Annotated in this window: 2 protein-coding genes; both read right to left on the minus strand. The window is 69.7% G+C overall.

Annotated features, from left to right (window positions below; translation table 11 throughout):
* Window positions 1–918 (minus strand): condensation domain-containing protein (locus ABH940_RS36790; protein WP_370107275.1); only part of this gene is annotated, 918 nt, incomplete at its 3' end.
* Window positions 918–6,254 carry an amino acid adenylation domain-containing protein gene (locus ABH940_RS36795; RefSeq protein ID WP_370107276.1) on the minus strand — a complete coding sequence of 1,779 codons (5,337 nt, stop codon included), beginning with the start codon at window positions 6,252–6,254 and terminating at the stop codon, window positions 918–920. The genes ABH940_RS36795 and ABH940_RS36790, both read right to left, overlap by 1 nt.
* Window positions 6,255–6,272: the final 18 nt, after the last annotated feature.

The raw sequence follows: 6,272 nt of genomic DNA on the forward strand, positions 1-6,272 counted from the left end.
GAAGGTCGGGTCACCGGACAGGTCCGTGCGCACCACCAGCGTGTTGACGAAGAACCCGACCAGGTCGTTGAGCGCCTCATCGGTACGCCCGGCGACCGGCGAGCCGATCGGGATGTCCGTGCCCGCGCCGATCCGGTTCAGGGTGACCGCCAACGCCGCCTGCACCACCATGAACAGGGTCGCCCCCCGCTCCCGGGCCAGCGCCGCCAGTCGCCGGTGCGTCTTCGCGGAGACGGTCAACTCCACGCTCTCGCCGCGGTGCGAAGCCCGCGCCGGACGTCGGCGGTCCACCGGCAGCACCAACTCCTCCGGCACCGCCGCCAACGCCTCGCGCCAGTACGCGACCTGCTCGGAGAGCACACTGTCCGGGTCCTGCTCGTCACCGAGCACCTCCCGCTGCCACAGCGCATAGTCCGCGTACTGCACCGGCAGCGCGGCCCAGTCGGGCCTGCGGCCCTCCAGCCGAGCGGTGTACGCCGTGGAGATGTCCCGCGCCAGCGCCCCGAACGACCAGCCGTCACTAGCGATGTGGTGCACCAGCACCACCAGCACGTGCTCCTGCGGCGCCACCGCGAACACCGTCGCCCGCAGCGGAATCTGCACGGCCAGGTCGAACAGGTGGCTGGAGGCTTCGGCCACCGCCGCCTCCAACTCCTGCGGCGTCACCTCGGTCACCGGCACCTCGAACCCGGCCTCCTCGACCTTGAGGACCCGCTGGTACGGCTCGCCGTCCAGCACCGGGAACACGGTGCGCAGCACCTCGTGCCGACCCACCACGTCCCGCAAGGCCCCGACCAGGGCCTCCCGGTCGACCTCCCCGGTCAGCCGCAGCGCCATCGGGATGTTGTAGGTCGCGCTCGGACCCTCCAACTGCCCCAGGAACCACAGCCGACGCTGCGCAAACGACAACGGAAACATCAGTTCTCCCCCTGGTCACGCATCGGCCGCAGTGCGGGCCTTGCCTTCTTCTTCTGTCCAGCCTGATCCACGAGCCACTTGGCGAGCCCGGCCGGTGTCGGTGCCTCGAACAGCACCCGGATCGGTACCTCGATGCCCGACACCGCGCGCACGCGGTTCGCCAACTTCGTCACCAGCAGCGAGTGGCCGCCCAGCGCGAAGAAGTCGTCCTCGGCGCCGACCACGGACAGTCCGAGGACGGTCGCGAAGGCCTCACACGCCAAGTCTTCCTCCGCGTTCGCCGGCCCACGGCCCGAACCGGCGATCACCGCGTAGTCCGGTGCGGGAAGCGCCTTGCGGTCCAGCTTGCCGTTCACCGTCACCGGCAACGCGTCCAGTACCACCACCACCGAAGGCACCATGTACTCCGGCACCATCGCCGCGGCACGCTCGCGTGCCACCGCCGCGTCCACCACCGCACCGGCGGTCGCGACCACATACGCGACGATCCGCCTGTCACCCGGACGGTCCTCCCGCACCACCGCGACCGACTGGGCCACCGCTGCATCCTGCAGCAGTACCGACTCGATCTCACCGAGCTCGATCCGGAACCCGCGCACCTTCACCTGGTCATCCACACGCCGAAGGAATTCCAGTTGCCCCTGGGCGTTCCAACGCACCAGATCCCCGGTGCGGTACATCCGCGACCCCACCGGGCCGAACGGGTTCGCCACAAACCGGCCCGCCGTCAACCCCGGCCGATTCAGATACCCACGGGCCAACCCCGCACCCGCAACGTACAACTCACCCGCGACCCCTACCGGAACCGGTGCCATCCCTCCGTCCAACACGAACACCTGCGCATTGGAGACCGGACGGCCGATGGGAATGCTGCTCAGCTGCTCTTCCCCGGTAAGTCCCTCGCAAATCCATGACGCTACATCAACCGTCGCCTCCGTGGGACCATACGCATTGACCATCCGTCGGCCCGGCGCCCAGCGTGCCACCAACTCAGCTGACAACGCCTCGCTGCCCGTGATCAGCACCCGCAAGTCCGGGTACCGCGTCTCGGGGAGGCTGCTCAAGACCGCCGGCGGAATATGAGCATGAGTGACTTCATTCACGCGCAGGAAGTCACTGAGAGAATCTCCGTAAAGGGTCCTCGCGGGAAGCACCAGGCGCGCCCCGAACAGCAGCGCGAGGCAATACTCGGAAACAGTCACGTCGAAGCTGGCGGAGGCGAACTGGAGCACCCTGCTGTCCGGGTCGACGTCGTAGCGGTCGGCCTGGTTGGCGACCAGGCCGGCGATTCCGTGGTGGGTGACGGTGACGCCCTTGGGGCGCCCGGTAGAGCCGGAGGTGTAGATGACGTAGGCGGCGTTGGCCGGGGACAGTGGTGCGCGGCGATCCCGGTCGCCGGGGTCGGTGTCAGCCTGGGCGGCCAGGGCCGCCTCGACGGGGGGGTCGCCCAGGACCAGTACCTCGGTGTCGGTGGGCAAGCCCGGTGCCGTACCGACAGTGGTGATCACACACACAGGCCCGGCGTCATCGAGCATGAAGGCGATCCGCTCGGCCGGATACTCGGTGTCGATCGGCAAGAAGGCCGCACCCGCCTTGAGCACTGCGAGCAGCGCCACCATCATGTCCGCCGACCGCGGCACGGCCAGCCCCACCACATCCTCAGGACCGACGCCGTGGGCGATCAAGTAGTGGGCGAGGCGGTTGGCGCGGGTGTTCAGTTCGGCGTAGGTCAACTCGGTGCCCTCGTAGACCACTGCCACTCTGTCTGGTGCTGCCGCCACCTGAGCCTCGAACAGTACCGGCCACGTCGCCGCGGGAACCTCACGGTCTGTGTCGTTCCACTCCACCAACACCCGCTGCCGCTCCTGTGGGGCGAAGATGTCAGCCCGGCCGATACGGACTTCGGGGTCGTGGGCGACGGCAGAGAGCATGCGGACCAGCCGCCGGCACACGCTCTCCGCGCCGGCCCGGTCGAACAGGTCTGTGGCATACTCCAGCACCCCGGCCAGTCCGCCGGGAACCACACCACTGCCCTCCTCCCACGCGGTCAAGGAGAGATCATTCTTGGCGCCGGGCTTGGTGACCGGCAGCCCGTCGACCTTCAGGTCGTGGAGGGTGGCGTTGTGGTGGGTGTTGTTCTGGAGGACGAGCGCAACCTGGAAGAGGGGGTTGTGGGCCAGACTGCGGGGCGGGTTGAGGATTTCTACGAGTCTCTCGAAGGGGAGGTCCAGGTGGGCGTAGGCGGCCAAGTCGGTTTCACGGACGCGGTCGAGTAGTTCGGCGAAGGTGGGATCCCCCGAGGTGTCCGTGCGTAGGACGAGAGTGTTGACGAAGAAGCCGACCAAGTCGTCGAGGGCTTCGTCCCCACGCCCGGCCACTGCCGACCCGATCGGAATGTCCGTGCCGGCGCCAAGGCGCGTCAGCAGTGCGGCCAATGCGGCCTGCAAGACCATGTACAGGGTGCACCCGTGGGCCTTGGCCACCTCCAACAGCCGTGTGTGCACTTCGGCGTCGACGGCGAAGGGGACGGTGGCACCGCGGTAGCTGGCCACCGCCGGGCGGGGCCGATCGGTGGGCAGTTCCAGCAGATCCGGTGCCCCCGCCAACGCCTCGCGCCAGTACGCCACCTGCCCGGACAGCACACTGTCCGGGTCCTGCTCGTCACCGAGCAGCTCCTGCTGCCACAGCGCATAATCCGCGTACTGCACCGGCAACGCGGCCCAGTCCGGCATCCGGCCCTCCAGCCGAGCGGTGTACGCCATGGAGATGTCCCGCGCCAACACACCGGTCGACCAGCCGTCACTGGCGATGTGGTGCACCAGCACCACCAGCACGTGGTCATCCTCGCCCATCCCCAGCAGCGTCACCCGAAGCGGGATCTCCGAGGCCAGGTCGAACACGGACCCGACCGTCTCCGCCACCGCCGCGTCCAACTCCTGCGGCGTCACCTCGGCCACCGGCACCTCGAAACCACACTCCTCCAGCGACAGCACCCGCTGGAACGGCTCACCATCCACTACCGGGAACACCGTGCGCAGCACCTCGTGGCGGCCGACCACGTCCCGCAGCGCTTCCGCGAGGGCTTCCCGGTCCACCTCCCCACGCAGTCGCAGCGCCATCGGGATGTTGTAGGTCGCACTCGGGCCCTCCAACTGCCCCAGGAACCACAGGCGGCGCTGCGCGAACGACAACGGCACCCGTTCCGGACGCGCCACCGGCACCAACGCCGCACGACCCGCGCCGGCCCCACCCAGCCACGCCGCCACCGCAGCCGGCGTCGGGCCCTCGAACAGCACCCGCAACGGCAACTCCACACCCAAGACCGCACGCACCCGGCTCACCAACCGCATCGCCAGCAGGGAGTGGCCGCCCAGGGCGAAGAAGTCGCCCTCCACGCCGACCCGCTCCAGGCCCAGCACCTGCGCGAACGCCTGGCACAGCAACTCCTCCCGCACCGTCGCCGGACCCCGCCCCGCATCCGCCAGGCCCGTGTAGTCCGGAGCAGGCAGGGCCTTACGGTCCACCTTGCCGTTCACCGTCAGCGGGAGTGCGTCGAGCGGCATCAGCACCGCCGGAACCGCGTACTCCGGCAGCTCCGCCGCCAACTGCGCACGCACCTTGCCGAGTTCCAGCTCCGGAGCAGCAACGACATATCCAACGAGACGCTTGTCACTCGGCACGTCCTCACGCACCACCACCGCCGCCTGCGCCACCGAGGGCTGCGCCAGCAGCACGGCCTCGATCTCACCGGGCTCGATCCGGAAGCCACGGATCTTCACCTGCTGATCGGCCCGGCCGGCGTACTCCAGCTCGCCGCCGGCGTTCCACCGCGCCAGGTCTCCGGTGCGGTACATCCGGGTGCCGGCAGCGAACGGGCAGGCCGTGAACCGCTCGGCGGTCAGCGCGGGTCGGTCGACGTAGCCACGTGCCAGCCCCGCACCCGCCACATAGAGCTCACCGGCCACACCCACCGGAACCGGGCGCAGGGCGGCGTCCAGCACGTAGACGCGCATGTTGTCGGGCGGTCCACCGATCGGCAGCGCGCCCTCGCCGTCCACCGCGGTGTGCGTGGCAGCGAACACGGTGACCTCGGTGGGTCCGTAGGCATTCACCACGACAGTGCCCGGGCAGGCGCTGCGGACTCGGTCCGCCATGCCCCGGGAGACCACGTCACCGCCGGTCCACACCTCGCGCAGGCCGGCGAAGCAGGCCGGGTCCTCCTCGGCGAACAGGCCGAACAGGCCGCTGGTCAGGAAGACCCAGGTCAACCCGTGCTCGGCCACCAGCCGCGCCAGCAAGGCGACCGTCAAGTCACCGGCCGGCGCCACCACCACCCGGTGCCCGGACAGCAGCGGGACCCACAGTTCCATCGTCGACGCGTCGAAGGAGTACGGCGAGTGCAGCAGCACCCGCTCCGTCCCCGCGCCCGCGAACCGCCGGTCCCGCGCCAAGGCCGCCACATCGGCATGCGTCACCGCCACGCCCTTCGCCCGACCCGTCGAGCCGGAGGTGTACATCACATAGGCCACCCCCTCCGCCTCGTAGGAGACCTCCAACGGCTCCGCGACGCCCGCGCCGGAGACCTCCAGCACCGCCACACCCAACTCCGCCGCCTGCCCGCGCGACTCGGCATCCGTCAGGACGACCGAGGCACCCGTCTCCCCGACGATCGTCCGGCGATGCGCCAACGGATACCGGGCATCCAGCGGAACGTAGTAGCCGCCCGCCTTCACCACCGCGAGCACCGCCACCACCAACTCGACCGAGCGTTCCATCAGCACCGCGACGCCGCACTCCGCACCCACTCCCAGGTCGACCAGCCTCCGCGCCACCGCGTTGGCCCGCGCGTCCAACTCCGCGTACGACAGCTCGACCCCGTCAGCCACCACTGCCACCGCTTCCGGCGTCCGCGCCACCTGGGCCGCGAACAACCCCGGCAACGTCGCGTCCACCAGCGGCCGGGCAGTGTCGTTCCACTCCGCCACGATCTGGCGGGACTCGGCCTCACCCAGCACATCCACCGCCGACAGCCGCGTCTGCTCCGGGGCATCCTCCAGGACGGCGACGAGGTTGGCCAGGGTGGCGTGCATCAGCTCGCAGATCTGCCGTGCGTCGATCGGGGCCACCACGTCGACACTCACTGCGAACCCGGTGGTGAGATCGTCGACGGACACGGACACGGGGTAGTTGGTGCGGTCCCCTCCTCCCACCAGCCCGACGCCGGAGAGGCCGGGGTCGGCCACGGAACTCGGTGCCTGGCTGTAGCGGTAGTTGAAGATCGAGGTGAACAGCGGGCCGCCACCCGTCATCCCGCTCGCCTGCTGCGCCAGCGACAACGGCGCATGCTCATGCAC

Origin of the sequence: Streptacidiphilus sp. BW17, from assembly GCF_041262485.1 — a bacterium.
GTDB lineage: Bacteria > Actinomycetota > Actinomycetes > Streptomycetales > Streptomycetaceae > Streptacidiphilus.